We start from the raw sequence: 18652 nt of genomic DNA, 5'->3' as shown, positions 1-18652 counted from the left end.
CATGAATAGTCGATTAACCCGTAAGCTTTACAGCCTCTTGGGCGAATTCAAGACATTCAGCCACTTTTCGGTCGACCGCTTGAGTACCCGTGATGCCACTAACATGCCGTTTATGATCTGGCCAAACGGTTCGCCCTGTTTAATTGGCAACCTGTATATGCAATCCCTGTTGAGTCGCAAGGGACGTGGAAAGCAAGGGCTATCGCGAAAGGGACAGAAAGGCGGATCAATGGGAGAGTACGCCTCAAAATTGAGTCAACTGCTACGAAAGTGCTATCGAGATAGTCTCGACCCCATCACCCTGCAAGATGGAAAGTTTACTGATTACATTGATGAGATTCGAAAGGAGACCTCGAGTTTCAATCCGGCGGTAACAAAGAAATCGGAGACCTCAGTAGTTGCCACGGGAAAAGTTTGGCTAGATTTTCTAGGCTTCGTTGGCCGATTATATGGCATTCCTAACTTTGTTTCTCCTGAAGGGTCAATACGGGCCAGGGAGGAAAAGTATGTCGCCGCGTCCCGAAATGGGAGAAATATCTATCGGACTTACTTGACGCATCACTCGTTCGGAGAGTCGCACAGAGAACACCGCAGAAACCCGATCACGAAAGAGCAGATTCAGCAACTGAAAGCCGCCATCCGGAAGGATAAGAGCCCTGCGTTTGTGAAGGTAAGACGTGCCTGCATGATTGAACTTTTCAGCGATACAGGTGGAAGGCGCACCGAAGTTGCAAACCTTAAGGTGGATGATGTACTGAGAGCATTGGAAATGGAACATCCCGTACTACGCCTGGACACGCTCAAACAGGCCGAGGGAGCCGAGCGCTACGTTCCCGTCTTTTCTACTGCGCTAAAAAAACTCAAACAGTACATAGAAGTGGAGCGACGCAAAATCATGCGCACTGTGTACAAAGGCGTAAAAGATCATGGGTATTTCTTCGTCTCTGCGACAACGGGTCGCCCGCTCACAAGCGGCGCAATATCAAACGAGATCAATCATCTGCGCAAAGTAGCCGGCATCGAGTCCCAAGTCTGCGCGCACATGTTCCGTCATGCCTTCATCACCAATCTCTTCATTCGCTTCATCAAACGCCACCAACTCACCAATGAAGACGACTTCCGGCGTGCGCTACTTGATAGCCAGACATTCCTGGCTGAGGTAATCAGTTGGACAGGTCATCTCACATCACAATCGGCCGAGTACTACATCAACTTGGCCTTCCGCGATTTGGCTGGATACACGGAAACAGTAAGTTCAGTTCACCTGGTCATGGCGATGGACAAGTACTTCTCAGAGGAGAACGAATTGCTCGCCCTCCTTGAAGAAGGTATGCCGGTCACCGAGTACATTCAGCGACTCAAAGTGCTGCAGAAGATGGCGAATAAGGACTTTGAGATTGCTCGCCAGCGGGAGTCTTCACTCACTCGCACATGAGGGGCGGGCCGTGGGATCTACGCCAGTTCTGTCATGCACGGTTGCGCTTTTCGTAAGGTCTAATCGGAGCGTTGAAGGATGGTATAAATTTCTAGAATCGCACGCAGCCTAGCATGAGCCAGTTGTTCTATTTCTAATCTTTTGCTTGCAGTACCCAACAAAGTAACTTACTTTTTTAATTCACCAGCATTAACATTAAGGCAATACCTATGGCTTTCTCGGCTTAGCTCTTGCAGTAGCCTCGGCCACAAGTGGATCCTCAGGCCAGTAATGCTTGGGGTACCTACCTCGTAAATCTTTCTTCACTTCCGCGTAGGTATTGCGCCAGAAGCTCGCCAGGTCCTGGGTGACCTGCACAGCAGGTGCAGCTTGACGCCTGGCGACCGTTGGCGATGCGCGGGGTATCGGCCAGGCCGAACAGCTCCTGCAGGCGCACGGCGAGTACCGGCATCTCGTCGCTGTAGTCCAGGCGGATACGGGAACCGGACGGCACTTCCAGCGTACGCGGCGCCAGTTCGGCCAGCGGCCCCTCGAACAGCGCCGGGTCGAGGTCGGCGGCGAGGTAGATGCGCTCCTCGCGCTGGCCCTGGCGACTGCCGAGGTCGGCGATCACCAGCCAGGGCTGTTTCATCAACGCATCCGGCTCGCCAAAGGTCGCCGCGCTGCCGTTGGCCAGGCGGTAATCGGCACCGCCCGCGCGGCGTTGCTGGGCGATGCGGTCCGGGTAGGCGAAGGCCAGCAGGCAGCCGAGCCAGCGCGGGTAATCCGGATCGGCCACCGGCTCGCTGGCCGGGCCGCGCAGCTAGGAGCGGAACTGCCGCGCCAGCTGGCGGGCGCGCTGCACGCCGCCACGAGCGCCGCGCGCGGCCTTGTCGTCACCGGCCAACAGGGCCAGGGGGTTGTCCTGACTCTGTAGAGCGCTACATTCACCTAGCCTTCGAGAAGGTATCGAACTATCACACTACGGTTTCCTCGGTTTACATGATCAAGGCGATTGAAGTCTTTGACCAAAGCCAAGAGAAACTTCTGAACGACTTGAAGGCAGGAATGCCTGTTGCCGAGTACGCAACAAAGCTTGCAAAGCTCAAGAAGTTTCGTAATGAAGACTTTGAAATTGCCAAGGCACGCGCCACGTAAACTTGGTCGCTTCTTATCTCGATCTCTAGATTTTTCTTGGCTTCGCTCGGGCGGCAGTCATTGCTTTCTAGGCTTACTCCTAGCGGTTGGTTCTGCTTCCATAGGGTTATCAGGCCACCAGTGTTTGGGGTATCGACCCTTTAGATCTTTCTTTACTTCAATGTAAGTGTTGGCCCAAAAGCTGGCGAGATCTTGAGTAACCTGTACGGGTCTGCGGGCTGGAGACAGTAGATGCAGTAGCACCCCCTGACGGCCTCCTGCTACACGTGGAGTGTCAGCCAGGCCAAACAGCTCCTGTAGCCTCACAGCAAGCACGGGTGGGTGTTCTGAGTAATCAATCGCAATGCGCGAGCCAGAAGGCACCTGCAGCGCTTTGGGGGCAAGTTCATCGAGGCGTGCAGGTAACGGCCAAGGCAGTAAACCAAAAAGGATGCTTCGGAGATCCAAGTCGGCGAAATGACTGAGTCGGCTGACTTTATCCAGATACGGTCCCAGCCACTCTTCAAGTGAGCTCAGGAGTGCGGTATCTGACAGATCAGGCCACTCACTTTCACCCTTTTGCTCGAGATCCAGACCACGAAGAAGAGACACTCGTGCCTGCCACTGACGAAGATCCGGTGTCCACGGTAGCAGCTCCATGCCCTTGCGACGTACGAGGCCGACCAAGGCCTTAGAACGAGCCTCTTCATCAAGCCCAGGAATGGCCGCTCGACTCAGTACCAGCTCACCCACACGCTGCTGACGCTCGGCTTTCAATACACCTTCGCGTTCATCCCACTCGAGTTCATCACGCTGGCTTACCTGCTCGGCAAGCAGAGTGTCGAATAGCTGGGGATCAAGTGCTGCGGCAATGTAGATGCGCTCCTCTCTCTGACCTTGTCTGCTCCCAAGATCTGCAATGACTAGCCAAGGTTCTTTCATCAGTGCGTCAGGCTCGCCAAACTGAGCGGCACGACCATTTGCCAATCGGTACTCAGCTCCACCATCGCGTCGCTGACGAGCAACTCGGTCGGGATAAGCGAAGGCCAAGAGCCCCCCTTGCCACCGTGGATGATCAGGGTCTGCCACAGGCTCAGATACCGGACCGCGTAGATATCCCCTGAACTGTCTCGCTAGCTGACGGGTTCGTTGAACAGCCCCTCGACTAGCGCGTGAGGACGCTTCATTACCCAATACACTAATACGATCATGAAGGTCGGCGCCGGTACCGCGGAGGATATCCTTTTCTCCAAGCAGCGCCGCGATGTCACAGGCGAGGTTACCAAGTCCGAATGCTTGGCCACGGAGCAACAGATGCGCGATTCGAGGATGTGCAGGTAACTCAGCCATAGCTTGGCCATGGGCAGTAATAACACCACGCTCATCTAATGCTCCTAGCCGGATGAGCAGGTCACGAGCTTGCGCATAAGCTGCTACAGGAGGCGAATCTAACCAAGCCAAATCGTCAGGCTGCACGCCCCATCGTGCTAGCTGCAGCGCGAGTCCAGATAGGTCTGCCTGCAAAATTTCGGCAGCGTCGTATGCAGCAAGCTGGTCATGTTGCGATTCCGACCAGAGTCGATAGCAAACACCTGGTTCGAGGCGTCCTGCGCGGCCAGCACGTTGCGTAGCTGCCGCTCGAGAAACACGTTGCGTATCCAGGCGAGTCATACCACTGACAGGGTCAAAGCGCGGCACGCGGGCCAGTCCAGCGTCCACTACGACGCGAACGCCGTCGATGGTTAAGCTTGTTTCGGCTATGTTGGTGGCAAGCACCACTTTGCGTTTGCCTTGTGGCGCGGGTTCGATAGCAGCTCGCTGGGACGATAGGTCAAGTTCGCCATGGAGCGGACAAAGCATAATGTTCTCTTGGCCCTTCAGTTGATCTTTCAACTGCTCGTTAACCCGGCGTATTTCAGCCTGACCGGGAAGGAATACAAGGATGCTCCCGCTTTGTTCAGATAGGGCCTGCAGGCAGATCTGAATCACGCGTGGCTCGACGAACTCACCGAGTTGATAAGGTCTCCCCCAATACGTGGTGACCGGGAACATACGACCGTCGCTCGTCACTATTGGAGCGTCGTTCAGGAGCTTAGAAAGGCGATCCCCCTCAAGCGTTGCAGACATGAGAAGGATCTTAAGAGGTTGGCTTTCGTCCCTCAGAAGCTCACGGCCGTTAAGGCAAAGTGCTAAGGCTAAATCTGCGTCGAGCGTACGAAGATGGTATTCATCGAAGATGACAACCCCAACACCGTCGAGGGCAGGATCCTCTTGTAAACGACGGGACAGGATGCCCTCGGTGACGACTTCAACTCGGGTTTTCGGACCGACTTTGCTTTCCAAGCGAATCCGGTACCCGATGGTTTCACCTACTCTCTCACCCAATTCGCTAGCTAGACGCTCAGCCGCAGCTCGAGCAGCAAGACGCCTCGGCTCGAGCATCAAGATGGTTTGGGTTCCAAGCCATGCCTCATTCAATAGAGCGAGGGGAACTCGGGTTGTCTTACCCGCTCCTGGAGGAGCTTCAAGGACAGCTTCATTTCGCTCTGCCAATGCTGAGCGAAGGGCAGGCAGAGCAACGTCGATAGGGAGAAAGCTCATACGAATTTTACAGTACACAAGGAGGACTGACAGAGATGATCACGCATATCAGAGCGAATGGCTCCTTTCTTGTGAAAAGTGCTGGAAGGTCTGATCGCCACACACATCATCACCATCGAGGCCGAGTGATCGAGTACGCAAGTCGCATCCACGTACGCTCACACAAGGCTCAATGTCGACCGCATCCATGCCGGCATCTTGCAGGCCCGGAGCTTCATCAGCTCTTCGCCGCTCAGCGCTCTAACAATCTTGGAAACCACATTAGCGGACAGCCCTTCTTTCCCGATGTAGTAGAGAGCAGTAAGCGCCACACCTACCGTCGTGCCGGCGTGCTGCAAGCGATCCTTGGATACGTGGCGGAGGCGAACCACCGCATTGCCAACCTTGATCTCGCGAGTAGATCCGCTGGTGTAAAAGGTCGGCAACACCTGCATCTGTGTGCTGAGGCCCAACCTCCGAACAGCCTCCGCGCCGTGTATCTGGATCGTCTCGCCGCTCGCCTTCGTGATGACCTCCATGACAGCCAGCGGACTCGGGCGCACCACCCTGCCGGTGTACTTGCTCATTTTGGGGCGCATGTAGACACCGCGAGCTACTCGCTCCAGCGTGCCTGATTGCACCAGCCTAGAAAGCGCTTTATCAATCGACGCACGGGAACCGATCTGCGCGAACACCGCGCCGGCAAAGGGCCTCCCCTTTGGCATGTGCTTGACTCGATTTAAAATAGCTTGTGCGACGGACATATGAGCCCCAAAAAGTCAGAATCCACATATTTTCTGACGCCCACAAAAACTATAAGCCCTGCCAAAAACGGGACCTCCAGGCCAGCCACAGGGCACAGAGGGACAGCAAGGTCAACACTCACTGTGCGGCCACGGAACCGGTCCCTCACACAGCCTCGCTGAGTAATCAGTCAGGTTCGACTAGAGCTCTCAACTCCTCACCAACCTTCTCCAGGAGCTGCTCAAAACTTTCAGGAGCTTCGGATCCAAGCAAGTAGGTCAGGGCCAAGAGGGTGACCGGATGAGTGTCGAGCACCGTGCAGAGGCTATCGAGCTTTTCGAGAGTCGGGCTCGTTGCCCCGCGCTCCAGCATGCTGACGAAGGTACGGCTGCTAACGAGCGAGAAATCTTCCTGCGCCAGCCCCCTACGGTGCCGCACGAATCTCAACGCTTTCCCGAACGAATCCCGGACTTCCATTTTGCTGCTCCGCAAAATGGAAAGATGAAGCGCGATTGAACAATATATGACTACAAAATATATTGTGCACCAATCAAACACAATTCTCATTAGGTGATTGCCGCGTGTTCAAGACCAGCCGAAATGCGGAGCTGCTCCCCGGACTCTCAACAGCGCCAGATGGCGTCCAGTTCTGGTCATATGTCGAGCTAGAGGTGACCTGGCTCTGGTTCTATTTGCAGATCGTTGAGGACGATGGAAACGAGGCCTTTCGAAGCATGCTAATGGTCCCGTCGGTTCCATTGCTGGAACAGGTCATAGCTGCGCAGACTGAGCACGCCTGGCTGGAGCAGGCGTATCTTGTGAATCCAGGGCACATGAACAAGGCTGGTCGTTGGATGATGGAGCCATTGCTGGAGATTAGCTCCATTCGAGACGCTCAAGGTAATGTGCTTGGGCATCAGTACAGAGTGGAAGGCGATCGCACGTACTCAACCTCAGCGAGTCAGCCTCTCGATACTCGGATGAGTACCCACGTGATCTTCTCTGCGGCATTGCATCTGCGAGGCTAGGTGCGTATTTCGGCCCATCGTGACCGGCCTTTTCGCTAACGCATGACCACTCATTTCGCTAACAACGTGACCAATTTCCAGCCTACTTCGAAACAGGCGGTCACGGTTTAGCGAAATACTTCCCCCCGTTGCGCATGACCTGACTCGACCGCCATGTTGCGTAGATACAGGAGCTACCACCATGCATGCAGCATCCAAAACCCTTGCATTCTCAAAGGATCAGGGCAGCGTGATTCTCCGAACGGCACTGAGAATCCTAGAGAAATGGAAGTCTACTACTGAGCAGGTGTGCAGTATTCTTCGTGTCTCGCGCAGCAGCATTTCCCATGCTCAGCAGGGCAAGGGCGTGGAACTCGACTTCGATCAACTGGAGCGGGCCAGCATCGTATTGAACTGCCACGCCAGCTTGCGACTGGTCTTTGATAACCCTGAGAACGTCTACGGTTTTGCGGGCAAGGAAAACCACAACGATTTCTTTAATGGCCGTAAACCGTTGGAAATCATGGCGCAGGGCGACCTCATGTCCCTGTTCGAGACTTACAAGGGGATTGACGCCCTTTGTAGGGCTGGTGAGCTTAACCAAGAGGGGATAGGTCGAATGCAAACGGTGGTCAGCAACAAAGCAAGTGCTGATCAGTGAAAGAGGAACCCCGCCGCGTCAGGATAGTTGTCGTGTGAGCGTGTCATGCTGCCTTTGATGATTGCGGCAGTACCGCCTCCCGTTCCGGATTGGCGCAGCAAAAGACTTGATTCGAATTCGGAGGAAACATGGGTATTTCGTATTACCTTGCATGTTTGGAGACCCGGCAATATGTCTGGGTTGGCAGGCTTGAGCCACAGGGGGCGGTGCCGGTGGCGGACGCCGGAGGCTCCATCGCCATGTTCGCGCTGGAGAATCGGAACAAACCGTTGATCGTCGTGAGCGAAAGCCATCCGATCCTCGAAGAGGGAATGGAGTGGTCGCCGCCGGCAACGCAAGAAACGTGCAGGGGACAACCTTGACAAACCAAAGCCAACCGCATCTCCAGACACTCGTCGCATTTCCAATCATGGCACAGGTCGTCGATGGACAGCTTGAAGTGTTGGCGCTGATGGGAAATTGACCCAGTCGGATTGCTGATTTCTGCATCTGCAACTGTCGATAAGTTTATCAGCGCAGTTGCTTTTGAATCCTCCCTTCGATAGCCCAGTTCAGTTGTCGAAGACCTGCCACATCCACCGCTGGCATGGTGCACCAGACCATGCTTGAGCTGACGCAGCGGCGCTTGCAAATTGGCAAAAGGCACTCCGTTGTGCAGTGCCCCCCCGCCGCCCTCTTTAATACGAACACGAGAACTGCCCGATGACAGAGCCCCATAAAGACACCATTTGCGATGTATGCGCTACCAGTACGAGGGTGCCGGGATACGGCGAGCAGTTCGGGACGCTCCAGGCGCTCTGGGGCTATGGCGCAGGGCATGATGGCGAGCGCTATCGAGTCAATCTATGCGAAAGTTGCTTTTTCGCGGCGCTAGCGTTTTTGAAGCAGGAGCGCCGCACGCAGAATCTGTTCAGCGATGAGCAGCCCTGCGAGGAACGCCCATTCGGACTAGTCGCCTGTGATGACTACTTTGGTGATTCGTAGCCATATCGCAGAGATGAGGTTGTTGGCTCGCCAGCATCGAACTCAGGCCATGTCAGCACCACTCCTCGCTACAATGGCGTCACCCGCAATCGCTCTAGGGATCTCGCTTGACTGACGCAAAACTCATTGAAGCCGAGATGCGGCGCGCACTTGGCCTAGACCCCGCTCCTTCGAAATCGAAGCAGCCAATACCCAAACAGCACTCCACCTTCACACTCGTTGAATTGAGCGTGCGCAAGAACGGTGGCTCGCCATTCCGCTTCGAGCACAGCTCCCGCTCCATCAGTACACTCGCTGCCCAACTCGAGGCCGAGAAAGCGGCTCGAGAGAAAGGGTATGAAGTCTGGGTCGTGTTGGATATCAGGCAGGTTTCATCATAGAACTGAAACAGTCGCCAGTCAGGCCAATCTCGCTGACTGCTCTGGGGCAATGAACGCCTGAATCAACTAGAGCGAATCAATTCGCACTCGGGCAGCTCTTGGCTTATACCTGTTTCTTCCAGGGTAGGCTGCCTCAAGCGCTTACGTTACCGTCCATAACTGATCAATCCGCGTCGTATTGCTCGGGCTCATCATCTCCCGCCGCATGCCCTCAGTCCGGTTTCACCGGCACCCCTGCAGATCGCATGGTTCCCCGTCCCCATCGCGCATTGATCGCATCCATCACGCCCATCACCCGCTCGGCAGTCACTGGCGGTGTAGCGACGCACGGGTCGTCCAGAGACAGGGTGACCTCGATGTGATCCTCGGCCGGCGAGGGGAAGCCAGAGGCGATCGGACTCAGGAACAGGGGCAGCCGCTGGATGGACGCGCGCAGCGGGCCGAGCGGTGTCAAACTCATGATGACGGCTTCAAAAATACTGTATCTGTTGCTGCCGATGCATTTTTGACCCACATGCCGGTATTTCATTGCCCCAGTTTCGAACGCTGAACTCGCTGTTGCATTTCAACTTTTAAGACTGCTGGGTTGGGTCTGCATAGCGTCGGCACCCGGGTCAAAAAATCATCGGCGGCAACAGTTACGTATCTAGCCGACCGCCAAGCGAACCGGAAAGCCATTGCAAATATCGGCTTGGATCAGCATGTGCCATGGGACATGCTTAAACAGCTGAAGGCCCATCAGCCGCGAAACTGGCAATACCTGATCCAACGCCATCTGTCCGAGGGGATCAAGCAGGAAAGCGGTGCCCAGTACATGACCGTCTTCTTCATTCGTCCGGCCGGCAGCAACCCGATGGCCTATTGGTTTATCCATCTGGCGAACAACTACCGCGCTAATGATGTGATGAAGAAGATCCACTGGAAATACGGCAACAACTTTTCCCATATGCTGTCGCCTTCCAGCTTTTTTGGTTACGACGCCAATCGGGATATCGCCGTGACAGGTCAGCACGATTTGCTGCTGGATGAGCACCACTTCGACGATGCCACGGATGACCGCATCCGTGGCGAGCTTTCAGAGCTCTTGCCTAAGCAGGTCTACGAGGTTGAACGGCAACCTTTTCTGGGCCTGATGAGTGGATTGACCAATTACACCATGGCTGACGAGCTTCGTGTAAAGCAGGCGCTCGGTATGGCTGTCGCGACCGGTGATCTGCTGGCGATCGGCAAAGATGGCAAAACTAAGCGCCGCAAGGGCACAAGCATCAAATCTACTGACATTTTGATAGCGCCCCCGCAGCGACCCATCTTCTTCCTGCCGCCACTGAATAAGTATAACTCAGAAGGCTAGGCTCGGCCCGGGACAGACCAGGTAGAGTAGTTGGCCCATCGAGAGAAGATAGCTGCTATTACACTCTAGGCGTCTGGCGCGTCGATCAAATAGCCCATCCCACGAGCTGTTTGTATGAGCTTCGGCTCGAATTCATCATCAATTTTCGCTCTCAGCCGCCGTACCGCCACCTCGATCACATTGGTGTCGCTATCGAAGTTCATGTCCCATACCTGGGAGGCAATGAGCGATTTGGACAGGACTTCCCCGCGACGCCTAAGCAATAGCTCAAGAAGTGCGAATTCCTTGGCGGTTAGGTCTATGCGTTTCCCCGAGCGCGTAACCCGACGTCTCAGCAGATCCATCTCAAGGTCGAGGAGCTTGAGTATCGTTTGGTTGGGAGCATGGTTGCCGCGGCGAAGCAACGTACGGATCCTGGCGAGCAATTCGGAGAATGCAAACGGCTTGATAAGATAATCATCAGCGCCCAGCTCCAACCCCTTTACGCGATCCTGTACCCCATCTCTGGCGGTGAGGAAAAGCACGGGGACCTCATTACCGGCCGCGCGGACTTTCTGTAAAACCTGCCACCCATCCAAACCAGGCATCATCACATCTAAGATGAGCAGGTCGTATGCCGCATTAAGCGCATGCTGAGCAGCATCGGTCCCATTCAGAACCCGATCGACAGTGAAGCCCGCCTCAGTGAGCCCCTGCTGTAGGTAGGTGCCCGTTTTCGGCTCATCTTCAGCAACAAGAAGCTTCATTGAAAGTACTCCGCCTGCATTGAGATCACAGTGTGCCGACTCTCAGATCTTGCAGCCAGTACCTTACAGAAACGTAATGCCCGCATCATCTGTCTGACAGCTTGTAGCGCTAACGTCTACATCAGCAGTTGCTCCCACACTCTGCTTTTTGGCCTTTTCCATGCTCCTTTGGCCTATCGGCGCCTAGATGGCGCCTTTTTTTTGCCGGCAGGAAACAAGGCCTATTGTCAGAACGAAAAGCGCATACACGCTTTCGCTTTCGCTAACTGCTTGCCTGCATTACTGACGAAACCGTAATGTCTAGATCAGGGATCTGACAGGAACGCTCGGTTAGCTTAGACACAAGCCCTAGCCCAAGACTCTGCTTAGAGCGGTGCTGGGTAGTTCATGTCTTTCAACGAGGTAACAAGCGATGAAACTTTTCAGATTTCTTTCCGTACTGCTCGCCATCGCGGCAAGCTCTACCTATGCGATGGCAGAGGGTGGTGGTGATCGTACCTTTGCTCGTCTGGAGCAGGCTCGCCAGCTAGCGATCGCTAGTTATCAGGCTGACAAGAAGGACCAATCTCAGGAGGTAGTCTCAAAGGCAGCTTCAACGAAGCACGCTCACGCTAACTGCTAATGCGAAGCCTTATGCAAATTTAACCATGCGGCTCTGGTAACTATGGCAGCTTCTACGAACGTTGTAGCTGCCATGGTGTTGCCACTTGCAGCCTCAGTTGGAAGAACTAGCGAAGTCGTATTAGCCGCTCACATTTTTAAGCGGCATCGCCAACTATGCGACATAAATTGGAAACAATAGAAGCGTGGTCGAAATATAGTGATTGGAAGGCAGCCGCTATTAGATTTCTGATGTTCGACTTTCAATGAGCATCATTGCAGCCACATCCTTCAAATAAATCAAAAGTTCCGTCCCAAGGTAAAGCTATTGCGCAGCCTCCATACAGAAATCGACGTGGTCAGGTGATTTCTTGATCGCTTTTGATGCGTTTTAAGCTTACAAAAATGTAATCACGCATCTTTCTCAGGCATGCCATATTTACGAATAAAGGCGAGTCGCTTGATAAGACACCGTGCCCGAGCTTTTAAGATCAATTAACGCTGGCAACATCAACCCTCAGGGCTGGTTTCGGCTTGGCTCCTTAGCTTGATTGGAACGTACACATGCAACGTAAAACCTCTAGGCGAACCTTTGTTAAAGGCTTGACTGCCGCAGGCCTCCTTGGCGGTCTTGGTTTGTGGAGAGCTCCGGTCTGGGCAGTGAGTAGCCCCGGCCAGCCCAGCGTACTAACCGGCACGGAGTTCGATCTACTGATTGGGGAGACGCCGGTCAACATCACCGGCGCGGCTCGGACGGCAATGACCATCAACGGCACTATTCCAGGACCGCTTCTTCGTTGGCGTGAAGGGGATACGGTCACGCTGCGGGTCAGGAATAAGCTGAGCGAAGATACATCCATTCACTGGCACGGCATGATCCTGCCGGCCAACATGGATGGCGTGCCTGGACTGAGCTTCCACGGCATCGCTCCCGATGGCATGTATGTCTACAAGTTTCAGGTTAAACAGAACGGTACCTATTGGTACCACAGTCATTCAGGCCTACAAGAGCAGCTTGGTGTCTATGGTCCGTTGGTCATCGATGCGAAGGATCCCGAACCGTTCAGCTATGACCGCGACTATGTGGTGATGTTGACTGATTGGTCCGATGAGGATCCTGCTCGAATCCTTTCTAAGCTCAAGAAGCAGTCCGATTATTACAACTTCCATAAGCGCACTGTCGGAGACTTCATTAACGATGTGAGCGAAGACGGGTGGGCCGCAACGATTGCAAATCGGAAGATGTGGGCTCAGATGAAGATGAGCCCCACCGACCTCGCCGACGTAAGTGGCTACACCTATACCTACTTAATGAACGGCCAAGCACCCGACGGGAACTGGACCGGTATCTTTAAGCCCGGCGAGAAGCTTCGTCTGCGGTTCATCAACGGCTCGGCCATGAGCTATTTCGATGTCCGCATTCCAGGGCTGAAGATGACTGTAGTCGCAGCCGACGGCCAATACGTCAACCCCGTTAGCGTCGACGAATTCCGCATTGCCGTGGCAGAGACCTACGATGTGATTGTCGAGCCTGCAACCGAGCAGGCTTACACGATCTTCGCCCAATCGATGGACCGCACAGGGTACGCCCGTGGCACGCTAGCGGTTGCCGAAGGGCTGAGCGCTCCTGTTCCAGAAACCGATCCTCGACCGCTAATCACCATGGACGATATGGGGATGGATCACGGCAGTATGGGCGGTATGGCGGGCATGGACCATGGCGGCGGCATGCAGGGCGACATGGGTGCGATGGACCATAGCAACATGTCCGGTATGAACCACGGTGACATGCAGGGAATGGGCGGCATGGGCGCAATGTCCGGAATGGATCACAGCAAAATGGCTGGGATGTCAGGGATGGACCACTCTGGGATGGCGGGTATGAGCGGAGGTATGCAATCGCACCCGCCCTCAGAGTCCAATAACCCACTGGTGGATATGCAGACCATGAGCCCGACTCATAGGCTAAACGATCCCGGTATTGGCTTACGAGACAACGGCCGCCGAGTCCTGACCTATGGCGACTTGAGCAGCACTTTCCCGGATCCGGACGGCCGCGAGCCAAGTCGGACGATCGAACTCCATCTCACCGGCCACATGGAGAAGTTCTCCTGGTCATTTGACGGCATAGAGTTCTCTGATTCAGAGCCCCTGCGGCTCAAATATGGCGAGCGGGTACGCATCACTTTGGTCAACGACACCATGATGACCCATCCGATTCATCTGCATGGTATGTGGAGCGATCTTGAGGATGACAATGGAAAGTTCATGGTTCGCAAGCACACGATCGACATGCCTCCAGGTTCGAAGCGCAGCTACCGCGTGACAGCCGATGCACTCGGGCGTTGGGCTTATCACTGTCACCTACTGCTTCACATGGAAATGGGCATGTTTCGTGAAGTCCGAGTGGACGAGTAAGAGGAACTTTATATGGGAAATTTTATGAAGCGTAAAACTCTTATCGGCAGCGCGTTAATGTTCAGTCTGCTGGGCGTAATGAATATATCAGCTGCGTTTGCAGAGCAAACGCATGATCAGCACAAGCAACCATCGGCTTCGTCGCAAAATTCAGGCAACAAGCCGGCATCTCAGACACAAGGCTCCTCTAACTCAGAAATGGACCACGGCGACATGGGTCATGGCTCGATGGACCATGGTGAAATGGACCATGGCAAGATGGATCATGACCCGAAGGCTACTGGTACTGAGGTGGATTCGCACCATGACCACTAGACCTTCTCGCTTTGCTCTGATTGCGCTCGGAGTTTCGTTGAGCGCAGCGGCTGGAGGGACAGCCAACGCTGCCGAGATGATGGATCATTCGATGCATCAAACCCCTCCTGCTGAGGCAGCTCAAGCCCCTGCATCTTCAGCGAAGCCCGCAGCTAAGAATCATGGCTCCGGTGGGCAAACGGACCATTCTGCGATGGGTCATGGTGCGATGGACCATAGCACGATGAACCATGGCCAAATGAAGCATGACGATACGCTCGAAATGCCCGGCATGGTTCATCCCTCGTTCATTCCAGTATTGACCGATGCGGATAGAGAAGCGGCTTTCCCTGGTCTTCAAGGTCATACAGTCCATGACAAGTATCTGGCCTGGTTCCTTCTGCTAGATCAACTTGAGTACCAGAACGCAAATGAAGGTAGCACCCTCAGTTGGGAAGCTACTGCCTGGGTTGGTGGCGATATCAATCGGTTCTGGTTTCGCTCGGAAGGTGAGCGAACGAATGGCGTTACTGAAGATGCGGAAATTCAGGCGCTCTACGGGCGTGCCATCAGCCCCTGGTGGGATGTGGTAGCAGGTGTTCGCCAGGACTTTAAGCCCGAGTCGCCGCAGACGTGGGCGGCTTTAGGCGTCCAGGGGATGGCTCTGTATAACTTTGAGGCGGAAGCCACCGCCTTCGTCGGTGAAGGTGGGCAGACAGCAGCACGTTTTGAAGGCGAGTACGACATTCTCCTCACTAACCGGCTGATCCTCCAACCGACTGCCGAGCTCAATTTCTATGGCAAGGACGATCCTGCGCGCGGAGTAGGCGCTGGTCTCGCAAACACAGAGGTGGGGCTCCGCCTCCGATACGAAATCGTTCGTGAGTTCGCACCGTACATCGGCGTCACGTGGAGCCGGGCATACGGTAATACCGCCGATATGGCGAGAGATGAAGGCGAAGACGTAGATGAGGCGCGGTTCGTTGCTGGCATCAGGCTTTGGTTTTAAGGACCCTAGATGAAAAGAATAATTATTAGCTTCGCTGCCTTCTGCGCACTAGGCCTGTTGGTGGTGGCCGGTGTTGTTTTCTCGGGACTAATAAACGTTGCCGCGGATGATCCTCATACGGGAGCCGTGCACGCTTTCTTGGAAACTGCTCGCAATCGCTCGATTGAGGTTCGCTCCGAAGACATAGTCGTGCCATCTCTCGACGATGAAGACCAAATCCGCGCCGGGGCGGGGAACTACGACTCGATGTGTGTGGGTTGTCACTTGGCGCCAGGCATGGCTGAGACCGAGCTAAGCAATGGCCTTTATCCCGCTCCACCCAGCCTGGCTGAAGCGGGGCTATACGGTGACCCAGCAAAAACATTTTGGGTCATCAAGCATGGCATCAAGGCCACTGGGATGCCTGCGTGGGGTAAAAGCATGGCTGATCCGTACATCTGGGGAATGGTGGCTTTTCTGCAGAAGCTTCCTGAGCTAGATGAAGGAGCGTATCGAGCACTCGTTGCGTCTAGCGGTGGTCACCAGCATGGTGGTGGGGAGACCCCAGCTGGGCATGGTGAGCAACACGGCGAGATGGCCTCGGGCGACCACCATCAGGGCGACAGTGGCGGCTCGGATCACCACGGCTCTAGCAGCTCGGGTGGAGCACCCGGCCAACCAGGCTCCGGGCATCATGGTGGTAAAGAAAGCGATGACCATCATGCGTCAGACCAGCCACAGACGGCGGAGGAAAGCACTGACAATGACCGTGCCGATGCGGAAGGCAAATCCTCTGCAAATAACCATGTGCACGCAGACGGGAAGCAACACGAGCACTAACGTCCGATATGTGTGTGCCTAGTCGGTTCTGACTAGGCTCTTTGAAAGGCGCCTCAGCAAAAGCATAAGGGTCGGCTCTAGGCCATCCTGGTCGACGCAACGGTACCGGAGGCCTCTGCAATTGCTTTCTAAAAGTTAGGCCGCAAGGCTAGTTGCCCATATGGTTCAGCGGCTTTCGCTCCGGCCGTTCTCTAATGGATGCTCCCAGTCCTGGCGACAGGGAGCCCCCCATTTCCCACTCAATCATCTCGCACAGACTAGCGAAGCCGTACAGGCAATCTGACTGCCACATCGCCACCAACTGCGCCCGCAGAGCCCCGGTGCGGTTGGATTTAACTTACAACATTGTAATGAAGTTTTTCGAAACGGGCTCGGTAGGAGCGTGTCGTAATTCAGTGTCTGCTAACAGGCTGATGAGCCGTATCGGTCAGTAGGCACCGACGACATACAACTGTCGAACCCTGGAGAACGCAATGACAAACTCAATGTTCGCTTCCTGTATCCAAGCTTGTTCGAACTGTGCCCTTGTGTGCGAAACGTGCGCCTCTGCTTGCCTGCGTGAGGATGACGTAAAAATGATGGCACGCTGCATCGAGCTTGACCGCGACTGCGCGGACATTTGTAGGTTGGCCGCCATACTGATGAGTCGCGAAAGTGATTACGCTAAAGAATTTTGTGCCCTTTGCGCCAAGATCTGCCGTGCATGCGGAGAGGAATGCGCGAAACATCAAGTGGATCACTGCCAAGAGTGTGCCAAAGCGTGCATGAAGTGCGCTGAAGAATGCGAGCGCATGGCTGCGTAACATTCGCGACTTGCTGCTCTGGCAAAGCTCGTCATCTCGTTGCCAGAGCAGCTTCGCCAGAATGACCTTATATCCCAGCATGTGCAGTTGAAGCTAAGCCAGCTGACTTGCTAGCAGAAAAGGCCTAGATATCCGCTGGCCGAGCTCACCCAAACCTGCACGCGGTCGCAACACCGTAACGCTTTTTCTCTTGCCGCAACGTAACCAATACTCAGTGCTGGGGACTAAATTTATGGAGCATCAAGGGGAATATCTACGCCAAGGCGCCATGTCGTCCGATATGGGTATGGATGTGCATATGCAGATGATGGAGCGGCGCCACATCGCGACGCTTTGGTGCCACTTCGTCAATGTATTGCTCGGCTTTTGGGTGCTGAGTGCGCCCTTCATATTCGGCTACATGAACGTAGCGCCGGGCGACCTCGACCTGCCACGCCTCGCAACCGAGCGTGATCTACCCGAGGTCGCCACTCGCGCGCTGCTGATGACCTGGAACGACGTCATCAGCGGCGCGTTGATCGTGTTGTTCGCCATCCTCTCGCTCAAACGGATCAGCTGGGCGCAATGGGCCAACACGATTATGGGATTGTGGTTGATGTTCGCGCCGCTGCTGTTCTGGACTCCTTCCCCGGCGAGCTACGGCAATGCCTTGCTGGTCGGCGGGCTGGTAATTGCCTTCTCCACTCTGGTGCCGATGATGCCCGGCATGAGCATGTCCGGGATGATGCAGAAGGCCGCGGTTCCACCGGGCTGGGATTACAACCCTTCAACCTGGCTGCAACGCCTGCCAATAGCTATTCTCGCCGTGATTGGCATTCTGCTCGCACGTTATCTAACCGCTTATCAGCTTGGCCATACCTCGAATGCCTGGGACCCGTTCTTCGGCACCCAGCCCAACGGCACGGAAACCATCATCACGTCCGACATGTCGCGCGCCTGGCCGGTGTCCGATGCCGGGATCGGTGTGATGGCCTATATGATCGAGCTCCTCATGGCGGTGATGGGCGATGCCCGGCGCTGGCGGACCATGCCGTGGATGGTCGCCGCGTTCGGCGTGGTGGTAGTGCCCCTGGGCGTCGTGAGCATCTTCTTCATCATCGCCCAGCCGATCTTCATCGGTACTTGGTGCACGCTTTGCCTGGCTCAAGCCTTGGCTATGCTGGTGATGATGCCTTACGCGCTGGATGAACTGGTTGCCATGGGCCAGTTCCTCAAGGATGCGCGGCGCCGTGGCAAACCGTTTTGGAGAACTTTCTTCAAAGGCGATGCGATGGAAGGCGCCCGTGAGGACAATACGCCGGAGTTCGACGGCAGCCTCTCCTCGATGACTCTCAGAGGCCTTCGCGGAGTGAACCTTCCCTGGGGGCTCGCGCTGCTGTGCATTCTAGGCGTCTGGCTGATGTCAACCCGCCTGATCTTCGGCACCGACGGCGCGATGGCCAACAGTGATCACCTGATGGGCTCGCTGCTGCTCACCGTCTCGGTCCTGGCGTGCGCCGAAGTGGCACGGCCGCTGCGTTTTCTGAACCTGCCAATCGGTGCCTGGCTACTGGCATCACCCGCCTTCCTCGACGGTGCAGGGTTCGCCGCGACCGTGGGTAGTCTGATCGCCGGCGCGCTGGTGATCGGCCTGAGTCTGCCCAGAGGTCCTATTCACCATCGTTATGCCGGCTGGAATGCGTTGTTGCGGTAGCCAACCTTCACC

At 55.2% G+C, this 18652-nt stretch carries 17 protein-coding genes and 3 pseudogenes; 14 read left to right on the top strand and 6 right to left on the bottom strand.

What is annotated here, in order from left to right; all coding sequences use genetic code 11:
* The first annotated feature begins 1 nt into the window (after position 1).
* Complete coding sequence (locus tag KVO92_RS14300) at positions 2 to 1435, top strand: tyrosine-type recombinase/integrase (RefSeq protein WP_100549884.1); 1434 nt, start codon at positions 2 to 4, stop codon at positions 1433 to 1435.
* A gap of 207 nt (positions 1436 to 1642) precedes the next feature.
* Here KVO92_RS14300 and KVO92_RS14295 read toward each other — a convergent pair.
* A pseudogene (locus KVO92_RS14295) lies at positions 1643 to 2330 on the bottom strand (ATP-dependent helicase C-terminal domain-containing protein); the annotation flags it as partial.
* A gap of 86 nt (positions 2331 to 2416) precedes the next feature.
* Here KVO92_RS14295 and KVO92_RS14290 point away from each other — a divergent pair.
* Positions 2417 to 2572 (top strand): hypothetical protein, encoded by a 156-nt coding sequence (locus tag KVO92_RS14290; RefSeq protein ID WP_177429592.1) that lies wholly within the window; start codon positions 2417 to 2419, stop codon positions 2570 to 2572.
* A 57-nt stretch (positions 2573 to 2629) separates the two neighbouring features.
* Here KVO92_RS14290 and hrpB read toward each other — a convergent pair whose 3' ends face one another.
* The 3 genes from hrpB to KVO92_RS14275 all read right to left on the bottom strand — a co-directional run bounded on the left by hrpB (position 2630) and on the right by KVO92_RS14275 (position 6352).
* Positions 2630 to 5152: an ATP-dependent helicase HrpB gene (gene hrpB, locus KVO92_RS14285; RefSeq protein WP_102853264.1), complete on the bottom strand. Its 2523-nt coding sequence runs from the start codon at positions 5150 to 5152 to the stop codon at positions 2630 to 2632.
* A gap of 158 nt (positions 5153 to 5310) precedes the next feature.
* The gene (locus KVO92_RS14280; RefSeq protein ID WP_036998750.1) at positions 5311 to 5895 is read right to left on the bottom strand and encodes a DUF6088 family protein; all 585 of its coding nucleotides are present in this window, start codon (positions 5893 to 5895) and stop codon (positions 5311 to 5313) included.
* Positions 5896 to 6061: 166 nt separating this feature from the next.
* Positions 6062 to 6352 carry a helix-turn-helix domain-containing protein gene (locus tag KVO92_RS14275; protein ID WP_003298996.1) on the bottom strand — a complete coding sequence of 97 codons (291 nt, stop codon included), beginning with the start codon at positions 6350 to 6352 and terminating at the stop codon, positions 6062 to 6064.
* A gap of 104 nt (positions 6353 to 6456) precedes the next feature.
* Here KVO92_RS14275 and KVO92_RS14270 point away from each other — a divergent pair, with 104 nt between their 5' ends.
* From KVO92_RS14270 to KVO92_RS22665, 4 genes are all read left to right on the top strand, one after another.
* Positions 6457 to 6903: a hypothetical protein gene (locus KVO92_RS14270; RefSeq protein ID WP_003298997.1), complete on the top strand. Its 447-nt coding sequence runs from the start codon at positions 6457 to 6459 to the stop codon at positions 6901 to 6903.
* A gap of 181 nt (positions 6904 to 7084) precedes the next feature.
* Complete coding sequence (locus KVO92_RS14265) at positions 7085 to 7543, top strand: antitoxin Xre-like helix-turn-helix domain-containing protein (RefSeq protein WP_226930359.1); 459 nt, start codon at positions 7085 to 7087, stop codon at positions 7541 to 7543.
* Between the two features lie 128 nt (positions 7544 to 7671).
* Positions 7672 to 7905, top strand: a complete 234-nt coding sequence (locus KVO92_RS14260) for a hypothetical protein (protein ID WP_003298751.1) — start codon at positions 7672 to 7674, stop codon at positions 7903 to 7905.
* Between the two features lie 340 nt (positions 7906 to 8245).
* Complete coding sequence (locus KVO92_RS22665; RefSeq protein WP_003298752.1) at positions 8246 to 8527, top strand: hypothetical protein; 282 nt, start codon at positions 8246 to 8248, stop codon at positions 8525 to 8527.
* A 521-nt stretch (positions 8528 to 9048) separates the two neighbouring features.
* Here KVO92_RS22665 and KVO92_RS14255 read toward each other — a convergent pair.
* Positions 9049 to 9205, bottom strand: a pseudogene (locus KVO92_RS14255) (DUF4113 domain-containing protein); the annotation flags it as partial.
* A 339-nt stretch (positions 9206 to 9544) separates the two neighbouring features.
* Here KVO92_RS14255 and tcmP point away from each other — a divergent pair.
* Positions 9545 to 10258 (top strand): annotated as a pseudogene (gene tcmP / locus KVO92_RS14250) (three-Cys-motif partner protein TcmP); the annotation flags it as partial.
* 65 nt (positions 10259 to 10323) lie between these two features.
* On the opposite strand, the gene KVO92_RS14245 reads toward tcmP, so the two are convergent.
* Positions 10324 to 11004: a heavy metal response regulator transcription factor gene (locus tag KVO92_RS14245; protein WP_046164454.1), complete on the bottom strand. Its 681-nt coding sequence runs from the start codon at positions 11002 to 11004 to the stop codon at positions 10324 to 10326.
* Between the two features lie 412 nt (positions 11005 to 11416).
* On the opposite strand from KVO92_RS14245, the gene KVO92_RS22855 reads away from it, so the two are divergent.
* The 7 genes from KVO92_RS22855 to KVO92_RS14215 all read left to right on the top strand — a co-directional run bounded on the left by KVO92_RS22855 (position 11417) and on the right by KVO92_RS14215 (position 18640).
* On the top strand, positions 11417 to 11626 hold the full coding sequence (locus KVO92_RS22855) for a co-regulatory protein PtrA N-terminal domain-containing protein (protein ID WP_046164453.1): 210 nt from the start codon (positions 11417 to 11419) through the stop codon (positions 11624 to 11626).
* A 542-nt stretch (positions 11627 to 12168) separates the two neighbouring features.
* The gene (locus KVO92_RS14240) at positions 12169 to 14022 is read left to right on the top strand and encodes a copper resistance system multicopper oxidase (RefSeq protein WP_217476239.1); all 1854 of its coding nucleotides are present in this window, start codon (positions 12169 to 12171) and stop codon (positions 14020 to 14022) included.
* 12 nt (positions 14023 to 14034) lie between these two features.
* Positions 14035 to 14337: a hypothetical protein gene (locus KVO92_RS14235; protein WP_014822233.1), complete on the top strand. Its 303-nt coding sequence runs from the start codon at positions 14035 to 14037 to the stop codon at positions 14335 to 14337.
* On the top strand, positions 14327 to 15325 hold the full coding sequence (locus KVO92_RS14230) for a copper resistance protein B (RefSeq protein ID WP_015275567.1): 999 nt from the start codon (positions 14327 to 14329) through the stop codon (positions 15323 to 15325). Before KVO92_RS14235 ends, KVO92_RS14230 begins: the two co-directional genes overlap by 11 nt.
* A gap of 9 nt (positions 15326 to 15334) precedes the next feature.
* Positions 15335 to 16144 carry a c-type cytochrome gene (locus KVO92_RS14225; RefSeq protein WP_101153174.1) on the top strand — a complete coding sequence of 270 codons (810 nt, stop codon included), beginning with the start codon at positions 15335 to 15337 and terminating at the stop codon, positions 16142 to 16144.
* A 473-nt stretch (positions 16145 to 16617) separates the two neighbouring features.
* The gene (locus KVO92_RS14220) at positions 16618 to 16947 is read left to right on the top strand and encodes a four-helix bundle copper-binding protein (RefSeq protein ID WP_032489165.1); all 330 of its coding nucleotides are present in this window, start codon (positions 16618 to 16620) and stop codon (positions 16945 to 16947) included.
* A 232-nt stretch (positions 16948 to 17179) separates the two neighbouring features.
* Positions 17180 to 18640 carry a vitamin K epoxide reductase family protein gene (locus tag KVO92_RS14215; RefSeq protein WP_231975562.1) on the top strand — a complete coding sequence of 487 codons (1461 nt, stop codon included), beginning with the start codon at positions 17180 to 17182 and terminating at the stop codon, positions 18638 to 18640.
* Positions 18641 to 18652 lie beyond the last annotated feature (12 nt).

It is taken from the genome of Stutzerimonas stutzeri (assembly GCF_019090095.1).
Taxonomy (GTDB): domain Bacteria; phylum Pseudomonadota; class Gammaproteobacteria; order Pseudomonadales; family Pseudomonadaceae; genus Stutzerimonas; species Stutzerimonas stutzeri_AN.
Note: the sequence above shows the minus strand (reverse complement) of the source record. Positions and strands in the feature narration are given on the sequence as shown.